This is a genomic window from Dyella sp. CR10, assembly GCF_055814425.1.
On the sequence record NZ_CP185986.1, the window covers coordinates 5,029,092 to 5,046,908 of the forward strand.

The window sequence follows — 17,817 nt, forward strand, 5'->3', positions numbered from 1 at the left end:
GCGGACTCCTGGCGAATCAGGCGCCGGCCGCCACCTGCGCGCGCAGTGCGTGGCGCCGGCCTGCCGCAGCATACAACCGCACCAGGACAGGGATGCCGATCAGCAGGAAATTGTTCCAGCCCGGCACGAACCATGCGGCGAGCAGCGACAGGGCTGCCGCGCTCGGCATGCCCCAGGAGCGCCAGCGAGCGGCCTCCACTTCTTCCGGCGGTACGTCAGTGCGCAGGTACGGCGTCTGCAAGGCGAGGGTAAACAGCCAATGCTGCAGGAGACCTGCCAGCAGCAGTGTTCCGGAGTAGAACAACTCCGGCACGCGGGCCAGCGGATGCGCGCTCATCAGCGCCGTGACGAACGGCATGAACGCCACCACCATCAGCAAAAACATGTTCGGCCACATCATCTTCTGGCTGTAATCGGCCAGCATGCCGAACACGCGGTGATGCGCCATCCACAAGGCGCCGATCACCAGGAAGCTCAGCATGAAACCGAAGATGCTCGGCCGCAGCTCGGCCAGTGCCTGCCAGTACGCCGCATCGTCGCCGCTGCTCACGTGGGGTACGTGCACCTCGATGATCAGCAGGGTGATCGCGATGGCGAAGACGGCGTCGGAGAAGAAGGTGAGGCGTTCGAGTTGCGAGGTGTTTTTGCTCATGTGTTGCGGTTCCCCCTGGTGAGCCGCGGCATGCTGCTGGACGAGGCCGGGGCGGTCCAGGGGCGGCGGCAAAGTGACCTCACTTTGGAGATCGCGGCGACCGATCGCAAGAATTTGTTGGCAGGTGGCCCGGGCGAACGCATGGCGACTGGCGCGGCTGCCATTCCATGGACCGGGTCGTCACAGGACCGGCCGAAGCCCGGTCGGTCTCAAGGGATCAGGAACTTCTGGCAGTTCACCGGCTTGCCGCCAATGCTCGTGCATCCCAGTACGGGCGAAGACGCAACCACGGCCGTGCCGCGGCTCAACGCACCCACCCGGCGGGCGAAGTAAAGCGGGTCGTTGGCATTGGTCGGCCACGATTTCGGTCGGAAGTCATAAACGTGGATGCCATGGGGCGCCGCAATCTGATCGGCGGTGACCGGGATCGAGTTGCCATTGGAATCCCTGGTGTTTCCGAAGCGCGGGTCGGTGCTCCAGCCCTTCTCGCCGTACTCCAGGCTCAGCCTGCTGCCGTCGGCGAACGGGACCGCCACACGCAGGTCGACTCGGAAGCTCGGAGCGAAGGCTACGATGTCGCCGTGGCGTTCGATCTGCGCCTTGGCGCCGAACGCATCGCCGAGCTGCGCGCGCATGCTGCGGATATCGGCGACTGGGCTGTCGTTGACGTAATCGACCACGGCGTTATGCGTCGTTGAACCCGCATCCACGGCATGCCACGCGGTCACAGCGGGATCGGGATATGCCGCAAGAGCGGGGCGATCCGCTTTGAATCCGGTGACCCCAAGGGTCTTTTCGGACGACGCATCCGCACCTGGCCCGATCGCTTTTTCCCATCCCGCCGGCGTCATGTTGTAAAACGCGATGAGTGGCTGCGTCAGGCTGTCTACTCGACCATCATTGGCAATGGATGTCAGATAAAAGTCGTGCGCGCCCTGGCTTTGCGAGGGCGTGGGGTTGCCGGGATGCTTCGGGAGGGCGTCGACGCGAAATGCCTGAACGGTCTTGTTGGCGCCGTCGATGGAGAACCAGCTTTGTGCGAGGCCTACATCATTCTCATCAAGGATCTTCTGCCTGGCCTGCTGCGCCGTGCACCCGTCACATTGGGATAGATAGATGGTTTCCGAATCATCGGCGCGAGAGATGTCTGGTGTAGCGGCGAGTGCCAGGAAGCCTAGTGCGGCAATGCTTTGAACGCGTTTCATGGTCGTCCTTGTCCAACTAGATGGTTCCGTCAAACGAGTCTAAACGAAGCTCGAGAGGCTTGGGGAAATAGAGGCGAGCTGGCTTTTCGCAGAAGCTAAAGTGAATCTGACTCCATATCTTGGTGGTGGGTCGGGCCAGAGACGGGGTTCAAAATACAAAAGGGAGAGGCGAGCCCTCTTATTTGCCGCGTATGAACTACTACGAAAATGTCATTGCAGAGAGCATGGATGACGCAATAGCTCGCGTCAGGAATGGTGCACCTTCGGTGTTTTCACGTATTTCTGAGTGTTATCCGTTGTACGGGGCCAAGATAGATTGGCGTCGTTTGGCGAGCTGCTTCGAAGACAGGGCATCGAACCTCCATCGCCATCCGCAGAGGTTTGAAGAATTTTTCCATAACGTGATCTTGAGGTTTCGTTTGGAAGGCGACATCACTTACGTTGGGGATGGTCTGACCGACTTCTCTTTGCATGGGCCGATCGAGAAATTCGATCGGCTTTTGGGTGCGATCTTTGACGTACCTCAGCATCACTACTTTCTGGGCCGTGATCTCGATTGGTGCATGTGCTTCACGATGGAAGGCGATATGAATTTTGCGTTTCGCGATTTGGGAATGGGGAAGTGATGGCGAGCTGGGATGGTGGACGCTGCCATCAGCGCATCGCATCGTGAAGCAGGGTCGAGCGGATATGGATGCACCTTGGGAGGCATCTTGTGTATCTACCGGCCGCTCGAGGTGTGAGGCTTTGAGCGGGCATGAAGCTAAGAACAAAAGGCCAGAACTATCTGCAAGAAAGCCACGCGAGCCTGGTCTTGTCATTGTTCCAGGCTGCTGATGCAGCGATTCGAATCGCCATGTCTCGCTAGTTTGGGTGCGCGCCCCAACTGCCCCCGACGCTTCTTGGGCCTGAAATTCCTCACGTCCACCCGCACATGCGCCTGCGCCGCGCATCGCGTGCTCATGTCGATAAACGTCGGGTTGTGGGGGGCATCGCTAAGCCGTCGTCGTGCTTGCGCAGGACGCCGGCAAGCACCGATGTGAGCTGCATCGCGCTTGCCGACGTTGCGGAGCGCGGCGTCGCGTTCTATGGTCGATGCGACTCCTTCCCCGCTACTGAAATATCTTGCGATGGGATGCCATCGCCGTGACGCTGCCTTGCCTATGGGTTTCGTTTCTTCTGCTTTCGTCGATCTGCTCGCGGATTCCGTCAACGGCGCGCATTCGCTGGAAGAGCTGGTCCGTCCGCTGCTGGAGTTGCTGCAGGCCGTGACCGGGTTGGAGTCGACCTATCTCACGCGAATCGACACCGCGGCCGGTTTCCAGTACGTGGTATATGCGCGCAACACGCGCAAGTTGCAGATTCCCGAGGGGCTGGAAGTGCCCTGGGAAGGCACGCTGTGCAAGCGCGCCCTGGAAGAAGGGCGCCTGTACACCGACGACGTCGCCAACTGCTGGGCCGATTCGGAAGCGGCGCGCGCGCTGGGCATCGCCACCTATGCGAGCACGCCGGTGCGCATCGAGGATGGCATGCTGTACGGCACGCTGTGCGCCGCCAGCGACGAACGCAAGCCGCTGGCCGATGGCGCGGAGAAGATCCTGCACATGTTCTCGCGGCTGATCGGCCAGCAGATCGAGCGCGAGCGACTGATGCTGGCCTTGCGCCAAGCGAACGATTCGCTGGCGGTGAGTGCGCTGACCGATGCCACGACGCATCTTCCCAATCGGCGTGCGCTGATGGAGGAGATGCGGCGGCGGTTGGCGTTGCTCGAACGGGAAGGCGGTGCGCTGGCGGTGGTCTTCGTGGATCTGGATCGCTTCAAGGCGATCAACGACGGGCATGGTCACGAGGTCGGCGATCAGTTCCTGGCGGCGATCGGCGGGCGCTTGCAGGGTGCGCTGCGTGCGGGGGATTTCGTGGCGCGGCTAGGTGGCGATGAGTTCGTGGTGCTGTCACACATCCCGCACGAGGGTGACGCCGAGGCCGCAGGCGTAGCGTTGCGCGCGCGATTGCGGTCAGCGACGACCGGCCATTTCGGCCTGGCCGGCGCGGCGATCGATTACGCCGGCCCCAGCATCGGCATGGTCATGGCCTCGCCGGATGCGCGCGATGCGGAGGCCTTGCTGGCAAAGGCGGATGCGGCGATGTACGCGGACAAGCGTCTGCGCAAGGAAACCGTGCTGTAGTTCTGTAGGTTGGGTTCGCTCACCTCAACCTGCGGCGTGCCTTAGAGCTTGTACGCCTTGTGGATCGCCACGATGCCGTTGGTGAGGTTGCGCACCTCCACCTTGCCGAAACCGGCGCGCTCCATCATGCCCTTCAGCGTTTCCTGGTCGGGATGCTTGCGGATCGATTCGGCCAGGTACTGGTAGCTGTCGGCGTCGCCGGCGAACAGCTGGCCGAGCTTGGGCAGCACCTTGAAGGAGTGGAAGTCGTACAGCTTGCCGAACAGCTCGCTCTGCACCTTGGAGAACTCCAGCACCAGTGCGCGGCCGCCGGGCTTGAGCACACGGCAGATGTCGGCCAGGGCCTTGTCCTTGTCGGTGACGTTGCGCAGGCCGAAGGCCATGGTCACCGCGTCGAAGCTGTTGTCGGGGAAGGGCAGGCATTCGGCGTTGAGTTGCGCCCAGCGCAGGCCGCCGACCAGGCCGCGGTCGGTGAGGCGGTCGCGGCCGACGTTGAGCATGGCGGCGTTGATGTCGCCCACCACCACTTCGCCTTCCGCGCCGACGACCGGCTTGAGCAGTGCGGCGATGTCGCCGGTGCCGCCGGCCAGGTCCAGCACGCGGTCACCCTTGCGCACGCCGCTGATGGCGACGAAGTGGCGCTTCCACAGGCGATGGACGCCGAACGACATCAGGTCGTTCATCAGGTCGTAGCTGCTGGCGACCGAGGTGAACACGCGGCCGACGAGCTTCTGCTTGTCGCCGACGGGCACGTCGCGGAAGCCGAAATGGGTGGTCTGCTGCGGATCGCTCATGAGGTGTGGTTACCGTAAGGGGTCAGATGGTTGCGCTCAGGCGCGCGGCGGCGGTTCGTCGCTCGCCTCAGTCGCGACCGGGCGGATGGCTTCGCGATCGTGCGCGTGGTGTTCGGCCTCGACGTGGCGGCGGTGCAGATCTTCGGCGGAGGCGTCGTCCGGTACCGGCGCGGTGGCCGGCGGCGGCACGGCGGCGACTTCAGCCGCAATGTCCTTCTCGCCGGCGTCCTTGTCGTTGTCGCCGCCGGGCGTGATCTTGAGGATCGAGTGGCGAACTTCGCGAGCGAGGATCACGCGCGCGTCGCGCACCATGACTTCCAGCGCGGCGTTGTAATCGAGCTTGCCGTCCGCATCGGTCCAGATGATGCGGCTCTCGCGCAGCTTCTGGATGAAGCCGCGGAACAGGGCCTTGTCGAAGAACTCCGGCGCGGACAGCTCGTTGAGCAGCGCCAGGCGCTGCGCGGTGAGCGTGCAGGCGTTCTCCAGCTCGGCGGGGGTAAGCACGTGCGGACCATTCTTCACCAGCGCGGCGATGGTGATGTAGTAGCGCTCGAAGGCCTGGATCAGGCTACGCGCGATGACGCGCAGCTGGTGGGCGGCATCGTCCTGGCCGGGACCGCGCTCCAGCACGCGTCCTTCGCCGGTGGCTTCCAGCAGGCCGCGGCGTACGAAGAAATCGATGGTGGCCTGCATCTGCTGGGCGAAGCCGTCCTCATCCCACGGCAGGAACAGCTCGCCCTGGATGAAGGGATAGATCACGCGGCCCAAACGCAGCACCGAGGCGCGCGTCATGCGGCGATTGTTGAGGAAACAGCAGGCCACCCAGGCGGCGGTCGCCATCAGGTGCAGCACGTTGTTGCGGAAATAGCTCAGCAACACCGCCTGCTCGCCCTCGGTCGTCAGCACGTCGCCCAGCGGATGACGCACGCGGCGGATCCAGCCCATCTGCTCGCCGTAGGCGATGATGCCGGCCGGATCCATCGGGGTGAGGGTCATGCGGTCGGAGTAGGGCAGCTCTTCGAGCAGCGCCTTCATCAGCTCAAGCTGCGCGAGCAAGTCGTTCTCCGCCATCGCATGCTTGGGTGTGGCCAGGAGGGCCAGTGCGAGCAGGTTGATCGGATTGACGTCGGCGGCGCGGTTGATGTTGATCTGGATCTTGTCGGCCAGCTGGTCGATCACGCCGTTGAGCCACTCCGGTTTGGCATCCGGATCGGCACTGGCGGCACGCCAGTCGGGGCTGGCGGCATCGAGCAGCGGGTTGAGCTCGATCGGCTCGCCGAAGTTGAGCGCGACGTGGCCGTAGCGCTGGCGCAGCACCTTCAGGCCGCGCAGCAGGCCGAGCAGCGATTCCTTTTCCTTGGGCTTGCCGGAGAGCTCGCCGACGTAGCTCTTGCCTTCCATCAGCTTCTCGTAGCCGATGTACACCGGCTGGAACAGCACCGGGCGGCGCGGCGCGCGCAAGAAGGCGCGCACCGTCATCACCAGCATGCCGGCGCGGGGCGCCAGCAGGCGGCCGGTGCGGGAGCGGCCGCCTTCGATGAAGTATTCGATCGGCACGCCGCGGTCGATCAGCTGCGCGAGGTACTCGTTGAACACCACCGAGTACAGCGCGTTGCCCTTGAAGCTGCGGCGCAGGAAGAACGCGCCGCCGCGGCGCAGCAGCGGGCCGATTACCGGCAGGTTGAGGTTCACGCCGGCGGCGATGTGCGGCACCACCACGCCGGACTGGTGCAGCTGATAGCTCAGCAGCAGGTAGTCGGTATGGCTGCGATGGCAGGGCACGTACACCACTTCGTGGCCCGGCGCGGCGGCGCGGACCTTGTCGAAGTGATGCATGGCGATGCCGTCGTACAGCTTGTTCCAGAAGTTGGACAGCAGGAAAGAGACCGAGCGCACCACGGGGTGCGAGTAGTCGGCGGCGACTTCCATCGCCATGTCCTGCGCCTTGCGCCAGGCCTTGGCCTGGCTGATGTTCTCGCGCGCAGCGGTGGCGGCGATGGCTTCGCGCACGGGCTGGGCGTTGAGCACCGAATCGACCACGGTGCGGCGATGCGAGAGATCGGGTCCGATGACTGCCGCGCGGATGCGGCGGAAATGCGTACGCAGTACGCGGGCGATCTTGCGCGCGAAACGCTCCGGCTGGGCGATCTCGCCGGCCTCGGTCATCACTTCGCGCAGCGAGACGGGGTTGGAGAAATGCACCACCGTGTCGCGACCGTTGAGCAGCATGGCGAGCAGGCGGCGGAAGCGGCCGACCATCACCCAGTTCTCGGAGAACAGCACGCTGAACCAGCCTGACTCGCGATTGGGCGCGCGGCCGACGTAGATGGATACCGGCACGATCTGGATGTCGCGCTCCGGATCCGCCTCCAGCGTGCGCACCAGCTGGCCCAGGGTTTCGTTGGGCGCGCGGTGGCGGTTGCGGCCGAACAGCCAGCCGTCGCGGCGCACCAGCGCGAACATCGAACGCTTGCGGCGCGTGCCCTGCAGCGGCTGCATCGGGTTGGGCAGGCCGGCTTCGCGGCAGGCGCGGTCCAGGATCAGCGCATCGGAGAAGCCATCGCGCTCCACCACGTAGCACACGGGCACGCCCGGCTTGAGCAGGGTCGCGGGTTCGGCCGGGTCGCGCCGCAGGCGCACCCAGGGTTCGAGCAGATGCCCGGCCAGGTTGAACCACCAGGGGGCGCGGCTGCGGGCGGTGGATTCCGCGGTCGACATATTGAGCATCCGTGCATTGTACTTGGTGAGCCCGCCTGTTCCGGTAGGCGGGCGTGGACCAACAAGCTCTTAACGCTTGGCTGGCGCTGGCCCGGCGGGTGTGCTGCTTGCAGGGGCGGGCGTGCTGGCGGCGACAGCGGGTGCGTCGAGGCGCGCATGCGCATCGCGCACGTTGTGCAACAAGTCCTCGCTGTACCAGCGGCCGTTCTCCTGCACCAGCGTGGCCTCGGTGCTGAGGGGCTTGCCGAGCAGGGTGTAGTCGACCTTCACCCGCGCATGTCCGTTGACGTTTTCCAGTGGAGTGATCTTCGCCGAGGCGAGCATCTGGTCCACCGACAGGCCATAGAGCGCGAGCACGTCTTTCGCGCCGAGGAAGCCGACGCGGTATTTCTGCATGGCGGTATCGAAATCCATCGCATGCAGATGCTCGGCATCCTTCAGATCGAGCTTGCGGGCGGTAGCGACCAGCAGGCCGATCGCCTGTTTCGCCTTGGCCTGGTCGAACCAGTTCACCTGCTGCGCCCAGGGCACGATCACGTCGAGCACATCGTTGGTCTGCCGTTTCTGCGCGGCCGTCATGCCGTGGGTCTGATCGATGGCGGTGCGTGCGATGCCTTGCATGATGCCGATCATCACCGGCAGCTGGTCGCTGTACTGCTGTTGCAGCCGTGCCAGCTTGGGCCTGGCCTCGGCATAGAGCTTGTCTTCGGCGCCGGGCTCGGTGAACTCCTTGAGCTTGGCGTCGAAGTCGGCACGGTCCTGGGCGCTGGGCGTCTCGCCGGTGCCGTGCTGGCGCGGCCAGTCGGCGCGCAGGGTGGCGTAGTCGGCCGGCGGCAGGGCGTGCTTCCAGAGGCCGGCGAAGTCGGCGGCCTGGAGGTACTTCACCTGATCCTGTATCGCCGCTTCCGGCGTCGCGCCCCCGGACAGCTCGGGCGGCGGCGCCTGCTCCTTGTCGTGGCAGGCCGCGAGCGCGACCGCCACGAGCAGGCCGGGCAGGAGAAGGCGGAGGCGACGGAAACGCATCGGACGGATCTCGCGGGGTGGAGCGCCAGACGGCCAGGCGGAAGGGCGTGCACGGTAAGCGGGCCGGAGCGTAAGGGTGCCCGCCGAAGGGAGACAAGGGCCGGTTGGCCGGATCTCCACCTGCGCCACAAAAAGAAAACCCCGCGGGCGTTGGGCCTCGCGGGGTAATCCGGCAGAGCCGGAAGGGAAATGGCCTTGCCCGCAGAAATGTTTAGGTCAGCAGGTTCGGCGGAGCGATCTTAACCGCACCCTGAAAGCTAAGGCAATACCTGCGCTTGATTCTCTAACTCATTGATTCTTCGTGATCGCTCTGCGTCAATCAGCGCGCAAGGCATTGACTTTCAAGCGATGCCGCTCGTCGCGAGGCGCGCTCCAGTCGTTATCGAACAGGGCCGGTTCCCACGAGCCGTAGGTGGGGTTGGGCAGTACGAACCAGCGGGTACCGATCCAGCCCATGTAGGGCTCGACGGCCTTGCGGCGGCCATCGGCGTTATTGGCCAATACGGTCGCAAAATCGCCGATCTGGTCGCCAAATTGCATCAAGACGCGATATTTCCTGCTCACCAGCTGGCGCCGGCAGCCCTTCTCGGTACCCACCTGCTCACAGTCCTGCACGAAGGTGCCCAATCCCAGGAAGGCGTCCGGGCCGGATACCGGCAGGCCGGCCTTGCGCAGATTGCCCAGGGTCGCCTCGTCCAGATCCTTGGCGCGGTTGGAGATATAGATGACGGCCACGCCGTGCCTGGCGGCGAACTGGGTGAACTCGACCACGCCGGGCAGGGCGCGGGCCTTCTGCTCCTTGCACCAGGCGGCCCAGTCGGCTTCGTTGAACTCGCCGCCGCTCTTCACCAGGCGCGCCTGGTAGGGCGAGTTGTCCAGCACGGTTTCGTCGATGTCGAGCACGATGGCGGGCTTGAGGCCCTTGAGCGCCGCGACGCGGTCTTCCTTGGTCAGCGCGTCCCAGTTCTTGTCCTTCAGCGCGGCGGGCAGACGGGCCTGGGCGTCGCGGTAGGTCTGCAGATAGATAAGGTCGTGCTCGATCGCCGTCTGGGTCCACGCCACCGCGTTGAGATTGTCGTCGGCGGCGGGCCTGGCCGCTTCGGCCGCAGCCGTGGCGGGCGTTTCGGCCTTGGGCTTGGCGGGGTTGTGCGCCGAGCAGCCGGCGAGCAGGACGAGGGCGGCGAAGATCGCCGTCGGGCGTGTACGCATGGGGATCCCTGTAGATAAGCAGACGAACGGCATCGTCTCAGTGTACGACAGCCGGGTTTCCGGCCTGCTCTGCTGAACCCCCTGCACGGTTCGAACCTCCGGGGGTGGCGGGTGCCCTGGGCTGCTGACAGACTGCGGCTTCCCCGGACTGCACCCCCTCTTCATGGAAACGAGCCTGCCCCAACCCCGCCAGCCCAGCCTGCCGGTTCGCATAACCAGCTACGTGTTCGCGGGCCTGGCGCTGCTGCTGGTGCTGCTGCTGCATCTGTTGCCGGCGCTGTTCGCCGGGCTGCTGGTCTACGAGATCGTGCAGGCGACGGCGCCCCTGCTGGGCAAGCGCGTGCCCGGCGACCGTGCGCGCGTGCTGGTAGTGGCCTTGCTGGCGGTGATCGTGGTGGGCTTGCTGACGCTGCTGATCCTCGGCGCGCTGAGCTTCTTCCGCAACGAACTGGGCAATCCCGAGCTGCTGTGGCAGCAGCAGCTGATGCCGCTGGTGGAGAAGGCGCGCCAGCAGCTGCCTCCCGCGGTGGTCGGCTGGTTGCCGGACAGCGTGGACGAGCTGCGCGTCATGGCGCTGGAGCTGACCCGCAAGCACTCGGTGAGCCTGCAGTCGCTGGGCAAGGAAACCGCGCGCGTGCTGGTGCACATCATCATCGGCATGGTACTGGGTGCCATCGTGGCATTGAGCCGCACGCGCCCTGCCCACCAGATGGGCCCGCTCGCCTCCGCGCTCAGCCTGCGCTGCCAGCGCCTGGCCGAGGCGTTCCACAACATCGTGTTCGCGCAGATCAAGATCTCGCTGATCAACACGGTCGCCACCGCGGTATTCCTGCTCGGCGCGCTGCCGCTGATGGGCATCCACATTCCGCTGGCCAAGACGCTGGTGGTGATCACCTTCATCGTCGGCTTGCTGCCGGTGATCGGCAATCTCATCTCCAATACCGCCATCACCATCGCGGGCCTGTCGGTATCGCTGGGTGTGGGTGTAGCGGCGCTGGGTTTCCTGATCCTGATCCACAAGCTCGAGTATTTCCTCAACGCGCGCATCGTCGGCACGCAGATCCGCGCTCGCGCGTGGGAATTGCTGGTGGCGATGTTGCTGGTCGAAGCCGCGTTCGGTTTGCCGGGGCTGGTGGCGGCGCCGATCTACTACGCGTACCTGAAGAGCGAGCTGGAGGCGGAGCGGCTGATCTGAGCCGGCGGTACGTCAACAGGCCATGCGCAGTGGCGCATCGCATGCGCACGTCCACCGCATGCGCGGAGGATGGCGCCGGCGATCAGAACGCGCTCTGGCGCCTCGTCGCCACATATACGATCCACGCCCACAGGCAGAACATGCCGAAGCACGCCGCCAGGGCGAACACGGCCAGGCCGATCGCCAGGGGCGACTGGGACGCGAGGTCCCCCGAAAGGCCGCGCAGGGCGCCGAGATAAGCGCCATAGACGAGCAGCGCGGTGCTGAGCACCGCCGCAAGCATCACGCCGATCACGCGCCAGCCGCCCACGCGACTCAGCTCGCGGGGCAATCCAAGCCATGCGCCGAGGAAAGCGAGCACGGCCGGTATCGCGACGGCACCCAGGCAGGCACCAGCCGCGTGGGCATAGTCGCCGTCCGTGAACGTCGCCACATAGACCAGCATCACCGGTGCGCCCAGGGTGAGGAGCAGACCCGCCAGGATCCATGCAACCAGGCCGGCGGCGCGCCAGCGGACGCTGGCCGGCGGCATGGCCTGTGCGTCCTTGCCCATAGCGCCGGCGGCGACGATCCACGACACCCATGTGCCCAGCGCGTAGAGAAACGGATGAAACACCGCCAGTGCACCGACCATGACCGAGAAGTGCGCGCTGCCCCCCAGGATGTGCGCCAGGCCCATGGTCAGCGCGATCTGCAAGGCCTGCCAGCCGAGCACGCACAGCCCGAAGATCGCCAGCACCGCGAGCGGGCGCCGGAACGCCAGGCGGCCGTGCCGCTCGCCATGCGCCTGCACGATGAGGAAAGCGATGCCCGTGCGGAACACCAGGCTGCCTACCAGCGATGCATAGCTCACCGCCACGCTGGCGGTCTGGCCGCCGAGGTTCACGCCCCGCATGGCGATCGTGACCAGGAAAGGCACGATACCGGTAACCAGCACGGTGAGCGCGGCCAGCCAGGGCAGACTGGAGGAGCGGGAGGGTGGTAGGGACATGTGACTTCCTTGCCTCGATGCGGGATTCTGCGTTGCCGTCACAGGCAGGCTGTGGAGGCGTCCTTGAACGAATCGACCAGACCGATGATGCCAGAACGCTTGTAGAGATTGATGCTGCTTCCGCTGGGAGATGGCTGCACGTCGAGCATAAAGATGAGGCCGCCACCCATGTCGGGAAGAAGGATCTTGTAGCTGTTCCCCTCATCCACCATGGTCACGAGCGCGTTGACGCGAATCCATTTCGCATGCGCGCACCTGGCGTAATCCGCAGGTGCCTTGCGACTGGTCGCCGACAGTACGGGCTTGTTCTTGGAAAGAGAGTCGATACTGCCGCAGGCTGCCAGCAGAACGGCCAGAATCGCGATCAGCAATTTGCGCATGCGTAAGCTCCATGCCCCGGTGCGTAGATAACGAAGCGTAGCGCAGTTCCACGTCGTCGCCGCGCCTCTGTCGCGGTGCCTGCCGCGTCAGTTCCCGGCGAGCATAGCCGCGATCTTGGCCATGTGCGATTCGGCCGTCTCGCGCACCACTTCCTTGTCCGCCTCCGGATCCTTGCCCTGCCAATGCAGGTCGTCCTGCGGCAGTTCGTGCAGGAAGCGGCTGGGCTGGTTGCTGTGTACCTCGCCGTAGCGCTTGGTCTTGGACGACCACGACAGCGTAAGCATCTCCTTGGCGCGGGTGATGCCCACGTACATCAGGCGACGTTCCTCGTCGACGCGGCCTTCGTCCATGGCGCCGTCATGCGGTAGCGTGCCTTCCTCGCAGCCGACGATGAAGACGAAGCGGAACTCCAGGCCCTTGGCCGCATGCAGCGTCATCATGCGCAGCGCATTGCCGGGCTCGTCGCGGTCGGCGTGGCTGAGCAGTGCGAGCTGCGCGGCCAGATCGCCGGTGGTGTTGTCATTGCGCTGCATGGCGCGGAACCAGTCGCCGAGTTCGCGCAGATTGCCCAGGCGGCGTTCGCGCAGCGCTACGTCGGTGGTGCTGGCGACGATCTCGCTGGCGTAGCCGGTGCGCTTGAGCACGGTTTCCACCAGGTCCGCCGCGCTCTCGTGCAGCGAGGCGCTGCGCAGCTCGTCCATCAGCGTGGTGAAGCCGGCCAGCGCCGAAGCCGGGCGGGGCGAAAGCTGGCGCAGCACCGCATCGCTGCGCGCCGCATCGAGCAGGGATGCATTGCGCGTCTGCGCGATCTGGCCGAGCTTTTCCAGCGTGGTCGCGCCGATCTCGCGCTTGGGCACGTTCACCACGCGCAGGAAGGCGGCATCGTCGCTGGGATTGGTGAGCAGGCGCAGATAGCAGAGCAAGTCCTTCACCTCGGCGCGATCGAGGAAGCTCAGTGCGCCGGTGAGGTGATAGGGAATGCGCGCCAGGCGCAGCGCCTTCTCCAGCGGGCGGGCCTGAAAGTTGCCGCGATAGAGGATGGCCATCTCATGCCAGCGCGCCTTGTGCTTCTCGGCCAGCGTGGTGGCGATGGCGGCGACGCGTTCGGCTTCGTGCTCGTTGTCCTTGCACTCCAGCACGCGGATCGGCGCGCCTTCCGGGTGTTCGCTCCACAGTTTCTTTTCGTGCAGATGCGGATTGTTGGCGATCAGCTTGTTGGCGGCGCGCAGGATGCGGCGGCCGCAGCGGTAGTTCTGCTCGAGCTTGATCACGCGCAAGCTGGGCCAGTCCTTGCTGAGCTGGTCGATGTTCTCCGGATTGGCGCCGCGCCAGGCATAGATGGACTGGTCGTCATCGCCAACGCAGGTAAAACCGCCGCGGTCGCCGGCCAGCGCCTTGAGCAGGCGGTACTGCGCATCATTGGTGTCCTGGTACTCGTCCACCAGCAGGTAGCGCAGGCGTTCGCGCCAGGCGGCACGGCATTCGTCATCGCTTTCCAGGATGCGCAGCGGCAGGCGGATCAGATCGTCGAAATCCACCGCGTTGAACGCACTGAGACGCGCCTGGTAGAGCTGGTAGATCATCGCCGCGTCCATCTCGCGCGGGCTGCGCGCGGCGGCGAGTGCTTCTTCCGGCGACAGGCCGGCGTTTTTGGCGCGGCTGACCAGATTGCGAATGCCGAACAGCACATCGGGCTTGGCGCCCTTGGGCGCCAGTTCCTTGATGATCACTTCACTGTCGTCCGCATCGAGCACCGAAAAGCCTTTGCGCAGCCCCGCGCGCGCATGCTCGATCTGCAGGAATTTCAGGCCCAGCGCGTGGAAGGTGCACACGGTGAGCGCGTTGGCATCTTCGCTGCTGATCAGCTTGGCCACGCGCTCGCGCATTTCCTTCGCCGCCTTGTTGGTGAAGGTGATGGCCGCGATTTTGGACGGCGCCAGCTTCCGGCGCTGAATCAGATAGGCGATCTTCTGCGTGATCACGCTGGTCTTGCCGGAACCGGCGCCGGCAAGCACGAGAAGAGGGGTATCGCAGTGCTCGACTGCGGCCAATTGTTGCGGGTTGAGCATGGAAGGCGGCACGCGGAAGGCGGCCCGGGATAGTACCAAACCGGGCCCGCCTCCGTGCCGCGCTTCAGGGCGCGGCCGCCGCCTTCGCCGGTGTCGCGAACCCGGCCGTGTCCAGCTCCTTTGCCGCCTCATCCAGGTCGTGGCGCAGTGCCGGATTGGCGAGGAAGGCCGCCGCCAAGGCCTGGCCGAACACGCGCCCGGCGTAGATGTCCTGCGGCGTATGCACGCCGCGCACCACGCGGCGCCAGCCCACGTCATGGGCGTAGCCGGCCAGGGCGTCCGTGCGGGCCGGCAGGGCCTGGGCCAGCAGGATCGCGAACACGGTGGCGCGCGTGCTGTGACCGCTGGGATAGCCGTAGCTTTTCTTCTTCAGATTCTTTTCGTCGCCTTCCGGTTCCTTGCGGCAGGCGTCGAGCGGACAAGGGCGTTCACGCTGCCAGTGGTTCTTTGCTTCCTTCACCGCCTTGGCGGTCTCCTTCTGCACCTCGGCGAACAGCGCCGCGGTGCGCGGCAGCCTGGCGGCGTCGAAATCCGGGCCGAGCACCCGGGCGAAGGCGAAGACGTCGAACTCTTCCTCGGCATGCGACAGCGCGTTGTCGCTCTCGCTGCGCCCAGCATAGGCCTGATCAGTGACGGCACGGTCGGCGCGATCTTCAGGCGAGCCCGGCGGCGACGGCGGGGCGAGCACCGCCTGCAGCTGGTGCAGCTGGGTATCGGGGAGGTAGCGAGGCGCGCTGTCGGCCGGCGCCGCGAAAGCCGTCAGGAACAGCAATGTGCCAAGCGTGGCGCGAAGTATGGAGCGACGGTAAGTCATGGGCATTCTCCCGATCACAGAGCGAGGGATACGGAGGCGAACCAGCTGCGGCCGGGCAGCACCAGGTAGTACGGCGTGCTGCCCTTGATCGTGTCGATCACCTGCTTGTGTTCGTCGAACAGGTTGTCCACCTGCAGGCGGATCTTGTAGCTCTTGATGATCGAACCGGAGAGGTTCTGGCCATAGCCGAGGCTGAGCGCCGTGGTCCACCAGCCGGTGGTGTGGCCGCTGGCCGTGGCCGAGGCGGCGACGTCGGGGTTGAGGTCGCTGTTGTACACGCGCTGGCCACCCACGAACTTGCTGGTCAGCGAGCCGGAGAAGCCGCCGATGTCATACAGGAAGCCCAGCGCCGCGGTGCCCGACGGCACGGTGGGCATGCGCAGGTTCGAGCGCTTGAACTTCGCGTCGATCACCGAGCCATTGGCATACAGGCTCACGCCTTCGCCCAGGTAATAGGTGGCTTCGGCCTCGGCGCCTTTCATGGTGGCGCCCTTGGCGAGGGCGTAGATCGGATCGTGCGTCACCGGATCGGTGCCGATCAGCGGGAAGTTCTGGTAGTCGATGTAGAACACGTCCGCATCGGCGTTCAAGCGGTCGGTCTTGTACACCGTACCCGCCTGGTAGTTCATGGTCTTCTGCGGCTCGGTGCGACTTTCGCGCGGGTTGGGCACGTAGAACTGGTTGAGATTGGGCGTGAGGAAGCCCTGCGCCGCCTGCGCGTATACGCTCCACTCGCTGCTCAGCAGGTAATTGGCGGTAAGCGAGCCCAGCGGCTTGTCCCAGGTCTGCTGGTACTTCAGCGGCAGCTTGGTGGTCTGGTTGATTGGCGCATCGATGTAGCGCGTGGCGCGGTCGTATTTCACGCCGGGGGTCAGAGTGAAGGCGTCGGTCACGCGCCAGGCGTACTCGGCGTAGAGCTGCGTCGTGCGCAGGCGATCGACCATCGTGTACTTGTACGCGCTGCTGTCGAGCTTGCCCTTCTTCACGTCGTGGATGCCGCCCAGGCCGTAATCGAGCGCCACGCTGTAGCGGGTGTTGTCGATGTACTCGTACCAGCCGCCGAGCTTCAGCTGGCCGTGGTCGTCCGTACGCGTGGCTTCGAGCGTGTCGCCCCAGGCGCGGTAGTTGTTGATCTTGTTGTAGCCACCCATGTTGCTCTTCGACGCGCCGGTGCCGATGTACGGGCTCTCGTGGCTGTCGTTGTCGTAGGCGTAGGTGTAGAGCTTGTCATCCAGGTGCCAGGTATCGCTGAGCGCGCTGCTGAGGCCGATGTACTCCAGGTCCGTCTGCTTGGTCTGGTAGTTGTAGCAATAGCAGTCGGTACTGGCGCGGTTGGTGTTGAGGCCGAAGTTGCGGCCCAGCGTATCGATCTGCTGCTGGGTGAGGTCGGTCTTGTCCGGGTTGTTGAAGCGGATGTAGTTGTAGTTGCTCAGGAAGGTCAGTTCCGTTGCCTCGCCCAGCGGCTGGATGTATTTGATGTAGCCGGTCTTGCGGCTCATCGGCGATTCGGTGCGCGCTGTGTCGGTATCGTTGTACTGCGCGCTGGCGATCAGCTTGGCGCCGCCGAGGCTCTCCAGGCGGCCGCTGTTGAGTTCGAGGTGGGTGAGCGTGGTGTCGTAGCTGCCGTAGCTCACGGTGGGAATGAAGGAAAACTCGTCGCGCGCGTCCTTCGAGCGCAGCGCCACCGTGCCGCCGAACGTCGCCTGGCCGAGCTGGCTGGCACCGCCGGGGCCGCGGTCGACCGTGACCTGGCCGATCATCTTGGCCGGAAAGTAGCTGCTGGTGTGGTGGCTGAAGTCGTTGGTGTCGCCGAAGGGAATGCCGTCGTAGGTGACGTTGTACTGGTTGTCGTTGAAGCCGCGGATGGTCATCTGCTTGGCTTCGCCCAGGCCCGGGCCGCTGACGCCGATGGTGGACACGCCCGGCGCGATCGCGGCGATGGCCGCGTAATCGGCGGTGGGGGCGACGTGGTTGGCGATGTAGTCCAGCCCGATCACCGATTGCGGCTGGGTGATGTCCAGTTCGGCCTGGGTCGGCGCCTGCACGATGGCCGACGTCGACGTGTTGGCGCGCACTTCCACTTCTTCCAGCTGCTTGGCGCCGGGCTGTGCGGCGGCGGGGCGCTGGGGGTTGGTGTCGGCTGGCGTGTCCGTGGCCATGGCCGCGCCCGTCATGCAGAATCCGGCGGCCAGCAGCCACCGGGGCGCCGGCAGCAGATGCTGGCGTATGCCTGCCGCAAGGGCGCTCAACGAGGGGAGGTCCGTCCTGCCGCTACGGAAGAAGGGCTTGCGGTTCGGGATGTTCATGTCGAGCGCCGTGTTGAGAAGGGGTTAAAGCGGCGCATCGTGAGCTGCTTTTTTGACGGTTGCGTGGCGCTTGTGTGACGGCGGGCAAGAAACTGGTATGGCCGTTTGGACGCCTAAATGAATGTCATTGCGACGCGCGCGCGATGCCATGCGAGCCTTACATCGACCTTAGTTTTCCCCGCCACGGCCGAAGCCTGCGTCGCAGTTTCTTCCGAACTGGTATGGTCGCCTGGCGGGCCTGCCTGAAAAACGCGCGTCATTTGGCCGTCCGAAT

The 17,817-nt window shown here is 65.2% G+C and carries 14 protein-coding genes; 3 read left to right on the forward strand and 11 right to left on the reverse strand.

Annotated elements, in window-relative coordinates; all coding sequences use genetic code 11:
* Nucleotides 1-16: 16 nt before the first annotated feature.
* Both ACNR9O_RS22520 and ACNR9O_RS22525 read right to left on the reverse strand, forming a co-directional pair.
* Complete coding sequence (locus ACNR9O_RS22520; protein WP_473684517.1) at nucleotides 17-652, reverse strand: TMEM175 family protein; 636 nt, start codon at nucleotides 650-652, stop codon at nucleotides 17-19.
* A 209-nt stretch (nucleotides 653-861) separates the two neighbouring features.
* Nucleotides 862-1,857: a hypothetical protein gene (locus ACNR9O_RS22525; protein ID WP_473684515.1), complete on the reverse strand. Its 996-nt coding sequence runs from the start codon at nucleotides 1,855-1,857 to the stop codon at nucleotides 862-864.
* A 191-nt stretch (nucleotides 1,858-2,048) separates the two neighbouring features.
* Here ACNR9O_RS22525 and ACNR9O_RS22530 point away from each other — a divergent pair, with 191 nt between their 5' ends.
* The gene (locus ACNR9O_RS22530; RefSeq protein WP_473684513.1) at nucleotides 2,049-2,483 is read left to right on the forward strand and encodes a hypothetical protein; all 435 of its coding nucleotides are present in this window, start codon (nucleotides 2,049-2,051) and stop codon (nucleotides 2,481-2,483) included.
* A gap of 537 nt (nucleotides 2,484-3,020) precedes the next feature.
* Complete coding sequence (locus ACNR9O_RS22535) at nucleotides 3,021-4,043, forward strand: sensor domain-containing diguanylate cyclase (RefSeq protein WP_473684511.1); 1,023 nt, start codon at nucleotides 3,021-3,023, stop codon at nucleotides 4,041-4,043.
* A gap of 41 nt (nucleotides 4,044-4,084) precedes the next feature.
* Here the strand turns inward: ACNR9O_RS22535 and ubiE are convergent, their stop codons facing one another.
* The 4 genes from ubiE to ACNR9O_RS22555 form a co-directional block, all read right to left on the reverse strand.
* Nucleotides 4,085-4,837, reverse strand: coding sequence for a bifunctional demethylmenaquinone methyltransferase/2-methoxy-6-polyprenyl-1,4-benzoquinol methylase UbiE (gene ubiE / locus ACNR9O_RS22540; protein WP_473684509.1), 753 nt, complete (start codon nucleotides 4,835-4,837; stop codon nucleotides 4,085-4,087).
* A 36-nt stretch (nucleotides 4,838-4,873) separates the two neighbouring features.
* The gene (plsB, locus tag ACNR9O_RS22545; protein WP_473700686.1) at nucleotides 4,874-7,564 is read right to left on the reverse strand and encodes a glycerol-3-phosphate 1-O-acyltransferase PlsB; all 2,691 of its coding nucleotides are present in this window, start codon (nucleotides 7,562-7,564) and stop codon (nucleotides 4,874-4,876) included.
* A 60-nt stretch (nucleotides 7,565-7,624) separates the two neighbouring features.
* Nucleotides 7,625-8,578, reverse strand: coding sequence for a hypothetical protein (locus ACNR9O_RS22550; RefSeq protein WP_473684505.1), 954 nt, complete (start codon nucleotides 8,576-8,578; stop codon nucleotides 7,625-7,627).
* A 315-nt stretch (nucleotides 8,579-8,893) separates the two neighbouring features.
* Nucleotides 8,894-9,787, reverse strand: a complete 894-nt coding sequence (locus ACNR9O_RS22555) for a 5'-nucleotidase, lipoprotein e(P4) family (protein ID WP_473684503.1) — start codon at nucleotides 9,785-9,787, stop codon at nucleotides 8,894-8,896.
* Nucleotides 9,788-9,950: 163 nt separating this feature from the next.
* Between ACNR9O_RS22555 and ACNR9O_RS22560 the strand changes: the two genes are divergently transcribed.
* A complete protein-coding gene (locus ACNR9O_RS22560; RefSeq protein ID WP_473684501.1) occupies nucleotides 9,951-10,982 on the forward strand; it encodes an AI-2E family transporter in 1,032 nt (343 codons plus the stop codon).
* 82 nt (nucleotides 10,983-11,064) lie between these two features.
* Here the strand turns inward: ACNR9O_RS22560 and ACNR9O_RS22565 are convergent, their stop codons facing one another.
* From ACNR9O_RS22565 to ACNR9O_RS22585, 5 genes are all read right to left on the reverse strand, one after another.
* A complete protein-coding gene (locus ACNR9O_RS22565) occupies nucleotides 11,065-11,973 on the reverse strand; it encodes a hypothetical protein (protein ID WP_473684499.1) in 909 nt (302 codons plus the stop codon).
* Between the two features lie 38 nt (nucleotides 11,974-12,011).
* Nucleotides 12,012-12,353, reverse strand: a complete 342-nt coding sequence (locus ACNR9O_RS22570; protein WP_473684497.1) for a hypothetical protein — start codon at nucleotides 12,351-12,353, stop codon at nucleotides 12,012-12,014.
* Between the two features lie 87 nt (nucleotides 12,354-12,440).
* On the reverse strand, nucleotides 12,441-14,423 hold the full coding sequence (locus tag ACNR9O_RS22575) for a UvrD-helicase domain-containing protein (RefSeq protein WP_473684495.1): 1,983 nt from the start codon (nucleotides 14,421-14,423) through the stop codon (nucleotides 12,441-12,443).
* A 64-nt stretch (nucleotides 14,424-14,487) separates the two neighbouring features.
* Nucleotides 14,488-15,237 carry a phosphatase PAP2 family protein gene (locus ACNR9O_RS22580; RefSeq protein WP_473684493.1) on the reverse strand — a complete coding sequence of 250 codons (750 nt, stop codon included), beginning with the start codon at nucleotides 15,235-15,237 and terminating at the stop codon, nucleotides 14,488-14,490.
* Between the two features lie 14 nt (nucleotides 15,238-15,251).
* Nucleotides 15,252-17,543 carry a TonB-dependent receptor gene (locus tag ACNR9O_RS22585; RefSeq protein ID WP_473684491.1) on the reverse strand — a complete coding sequence of 764 codons (2,292 nt, stop codon included), beginning with the start codon at nucleotides 17,541-17,543 and terminating at the stop codon, nucleotides 15,252-15,254.
* Nucleotides 17,544-17,817: the final 274 nt, after the last annotated feature.

Coding starts and splice junctions, on each gene's coding strand:
- ACNR9O_RS22520 (WP_473684517.1), bottom strand. CDS start 652: ATGAGCAAAAACACCTCGCAACTCGAACGCCTCACCTTCTTCTCCGAC.
- ACNR9O_RS22525 (WP_473684515.1), bottom strand. CDS start 1,857: ATGAAACGCGTTCAAAGCATTGCCGCACTAGGCTTCCTGGCACTCGCC.
- ACNR9O_RS22530 (WP_473684513.1), top strand. CDS start 2,049: ATGAACTACTACGAAAATGTCATTGCAGAGAGCATGGATGACGCAATA.
- ACNR9O_RS22535 (WP_473684511.1), top strand. CDS start 3,021: ATGGGTTTCGTTTCTTCTGCTTTCGTCGATCTGCTCGCGGATTCCGTC.
- ubiE (WP_473684509.1), bottom strand. CDS start 4,837: ATGAGCGATCCGCAGCAGACCACCCATTTCGGCTTCCGCGACGTGCCC.
- plsB (WP_473700686.1), bottom strand. CDS start 7,564: ATGCTCAATATGTCGACCGCGGAATCCACCGCCCGCAGCCGCGCCCCC.
- ACNR9O_RS22550 (WP_473684505.1), bottom strand. CDS start 8,578: ATGCGTTTCCGTCGCCTCCGCCTTCTCCTGCCCGGCCTGCTCGTGGCG.
- ACNR9O_RS22555 (WP_473684503.1), bottom strand. CDS start 9,787: ATGCGTACACGCCCGACGGCGATCTTCGCCGCCCTCGTCCTGCTCGCC.
- ACNR9O_RS22560 (WP_473684501.1), top strand. CDS start 9,951: ATGGAAACGAGCCTGCCCCAACCCCGCCAGCCCAGCCTGCCGGTTCGC.
- ACNR9O_RS22565 (WP_473684499.1), bottom strand. CDS start 11,973: ATGTCCCTACCACCCTCCCGCTCCTCCAGTCTGCCCTGGCTGGCCGCG.
- ACNR9O_RS22570 (WP_473684497.1), bottom strand. CDS start 12,353: ATGCGCAAATTGCTGATCGCGATTCTGGCCGTTCTGCTGGCAGCCTGC.
- ACNR9O_RS22575 (WP_473684495.1), bottom strand. CDS start 14,423: ATGCTCAACCCGCAACAATTGGCCGCAGTCGAGCACTGCGATACCCCT.
- ACNR9O_RS22580 (WP_473684493.1), bottom strand. CDS start 15,237: ATGACTTACCGTCGCTCCATACTTCGCGCCACGCTTGGCACATTGCTG.
- ACNR9O_RS22585 (WP_473684491.1), bottom strand. CDS start 17,543: ATGAACATCCCGAACCGCAAGCCCTTCTTCCGTAGCGGCAGGACGGAC.